The 3,100-nt window shown below is 65.7% G+C and carries 3 protein-coding genes; 1 reads left to right on the forward strand and 2 read right to left on the reverse strand.

The window, feature by feature from the left end; all coding sequences use genetic code 11:
- Window positions 1-314: 314 nt before the first annotated feature.
- Entirely contained in the window at window positions 315-830 is a 516-nt protein-coding gene (locus E1292_RS49950; RefSeq protein WP_132606805.1) for a GntR family transcriptional regulator, read from the reverse strand.
- A gap of 81 nt (window positions 831-911) precedes the next feature.
- Between E1292_RS49950 and E1292_RS49955 the strand changes: the two genes are divergently transcribed.
- The gene (locus E1292_RS49955) at window positions 912-1,265 is read left to right on the forward strand and encodes a hypothetical protein (protein WP_132606806.1); all 354 of its coding nucleotides are present in this window, start codon (window positions 912-914) and stop codon (window positions 1,263-1,265) included.
- An 850-nt stretch (window positions 1,266-2,115) separates the two neighbouring features.
- Here the strand turns inward: E1292_RS49955 and E1292_RS49960 are convergent.
- The gene (locus E1292_RS49960; RefSeq protein WP_132606807.1) at window positions 2,116-2,772 is read right to left on the reverse strand and encodes a JAB domain-containing protein; all 657 of its coding nucleotides are present in this window, start codon (window positions 2,770-2,772) and stop codon (window positions 2,116-2,118) included.
- Window positions 2,773-3,100: the final 328 nt, after the last annotated feature.

The following is a 3,100-nucleotide window of genomic DNA, read 5'->3' on the forward strand; positions in this document are numbered from 1 at the left end:
GGTCTACGCTGTGGCTCGCGGCCACCGCACGATCTTTGGTTGTCTTCACAAACTCCGAATGATCACGCGGTGGCCGTCGCCATGTGACCCGAACGCTGCAAGATCGCCAAGTGTCACTGGAGTACTAGCCGCCGGCCGTTCGCTGTCGTGGCCGCACAAGTGATCACGCCTGTCGAAGCGTAGGCGCACCGCCGCTGCTGGGCGGGCGTGGGTCATGAGGTGGACGACGCCACGGCGATCCTCTGTGTGTGGTCCGTCTCGGCCCGGCGTTCGCTCAGGAGGTTGTCGAATGGGGGCGCTCACGAACGGGGCGCCTAGGAATCCCGATTTGTGGGCCATTTCTCTGGGCTGTTCACATATGTTCCCCGATAGGGGACGGTGAAGACCCATCCCTGTTCTCTGAGATAAGCGACCGCCTGGCGTACGGTGACTTTGGCGACGCCGTACTGTCGCATCATTACTTTCTCGCCGGGGATGGCCCTGTTCGGCTGGATATCGCCATTCTGGATGTTTTTCGCGACTTCTCCGGCGATTTTCTGATACAGCGGCGTCGTCTTGGGGGATCGTGGTGCATCCGGCTGACCGACGAACGTGCCCTCGCCTTGCACGGTGTACGCCAGCCCTTGCTCGCGCAGTTCCCGGGCCACCCGTCGGGCGGTCGTCCGCGCGATGTCATATTCCTTTTCGAGCGTGGCCTCGCTCGGCACCGGATCGCCTGCTTGGAGCTCGCCGCGTTCGATCTGATCGCGGACCAGGTCGGCGACCTGCTTGTAGATGGGCACGGGCCCTTCGCGATCTAGCACGTCCGGATTATAGACGAAACCGTACATGCCCGCTCAAAGCAGACGCCTTGTAGGTCTATAGATACGTGTACTAGACCACTGGATACTTGAGCCGTTATAGTGAGCGCCATGAGATGGGAAGAAGGTGACCTGCACGGCCGGCACGTTCGGCCGGGTGCCGATGTGCGCGGAGCAATCAAGTGGGATCCAGCGGTCGGGCGGTCGCGGGTGCGGGTCAGGGATTGCACGTGTGAATGCATGCCGGTGGTTTACGAACTGTGCATGGCAGGCGGCCTGTCTTTCATTCGTAAAACCACGAGAGTGGGAGTGAACGTGAAGGTCGAGGAATTCACCACCAGACCCAACTCTCGAGTGCATGATCTGTGGAACTCTCTGTTCGACCTGCCGAATAAGCTGGTTCGCTTCGACAGCTCAGGACCACAATCCGATGCGGAGCAGCACCCGACTGATGACAAGGGGTGAATGCCGAGCTGATCCCGTTCATGGCCCGCGGCAAACAGAGCTCTCACCCCACAACGCATCAAGGCCCTTACGATCTCTGGCGACGCCCCCGCCCCGCGACCACGTCACGGAGCAGCCCAACCCCCGATCCCTGGTCGCCTACGCTTCGACAGGACGTGATCACGTCGACTGGCATCCCTCCCCTCGGCACGGGCCAACCCCCAGGTGACCGAGGCGAACGACGTCAGCTCCACCCGCGTGACCTCGACGGCCCTGCCTCCGCTGTCGTCCACCAGGGCCAGTCGCTCGCCGACCCGCTCGACCCTGGACAGCCATCGCGCGGGGGGACGACAGCGCCGAGCAGGCGCGCGACTCGTGCCGGCGCACACTCGCGGATGTTTGTCGAGGGTATCTAGCGACGCTGGCCCCGACTGGCGGGGGCCGATCTGCTGGATGGCGTTCCGAAGCTGGTGGAGCGCCGGCGCCGTCGCGTCTCTCCGCCCTCCCGGCACGGCCCGGCTCCTCGTCCGCCGTCGTTGACCCGACAGCAAGCAGCGGCCGCCCCATGGACGGACAGGCAAGGCCGCAGCAACCTCCGCCCACTGGTTTCCAGCTGCCGTGACCGGTGCCCGGTCCGACCGGATCAACCGTTGCGCCGCATCGTGCGGCCCTGCGCGGAACCACGGACGTGGCGATGTGCCCTCCGGAGGCACAGAGCCACGCCATGGCGGGTGATGGCCGACTGACGTCCATAACGGCCTCCCGCGGCTTTAGGTTCTCATGGTCGCTTCTTGGAAAACTGCAGTTCGTCGCTATGCATAAGATCATGACCTTTGAGGTTGGCTGGGTGTGAGTCCGTGGCGGATTGGGTTTATGTCGGGATACGTCGCCAGGCCTCATCTACGATGATCACGTGGTCGAGGAGTCGCACCCCGACGGTCTCGGCGGCCGCCAGGAGTTGGACGGTGGCTTCCAGATCGGCCGCACTCGGCTCCAGGGACCCGCCCGGGTGGTTGTGCGCCAGACCGAACATCGCACCGCCCGCAGTGAGCACTTCGGTGATCACCTCCCGGATGGGCACCGCCGTATGGTCGGCCCCGCCTTCGGAGAGCACAACGCGCCTGAGCACCCGGCCGCGGATGTCGCACACGACCAGGACCAGCCGCTCCTGAGCACGATCTCGCAACAGAGGAGCGCACGCGTGTGCCAGGTCGGACGTGTTGTTGATCCGCTCGCGCTCCGGCCACGCGTCCGCCCGGCGTACGAGATGGAAGGCCGCGCTCACCCGCGCGGCCTTGGCCGGGCCGATGCCGGGCACGGTGAGCAGCCGGTGCGGCTCGGATCGGCTGAGCGCCTCCAGATCCCCGCAGTGCTGGATCACCTGGCTGGCCAGATCGAGAGCGCTCGACCCGCGAAACCCCGAGCCGAGCAGCACGGCCAGCAGCTCCCGGTCGGCCAGCGCAGCGGCGCCGCTGGCCATGAGCCGTTCGCGTGGCCGGTCGCTCCTCGGCAGATCCTTGACTCGCATCGGCAACCTCCGCGACCGTTCTATCAACGCGTACCGACAATCTCTGACCTGCGCGTTTGCCGCGAATCCCCGAGGTCGCCCCCTAGGTGAAATAGCGAGATATCAAGGCCTTCGAGTCGGCCTCGTCGGCGACGGGATCGCTATCACCTTCGTCCGCGCCACCGACGTCCGAGCCTCCCCAACGGTCCCTTGAGCAGTCGCACAACGTCCCGCCACCCGGCGACGCTCTGCCCGCCCTGGCCGGGAAGGCGTCGCGTTAGGGGGCTACGGCGCGCACACCGGAACCGGCCGGAGGCTCGGCGGGGCGGGGGCAGGGCGGCTGTCTCTT

This window comes from Nonomuraea deserti (assembly GCF_004348685.1).
Classification (GTDB): domain Bacteria; phylum Actinomycetota; class Actinomycetes; order Streptosporangiales; family Streptosporangiaceae; genus Nonomuraea; species Nonomuraea deserti.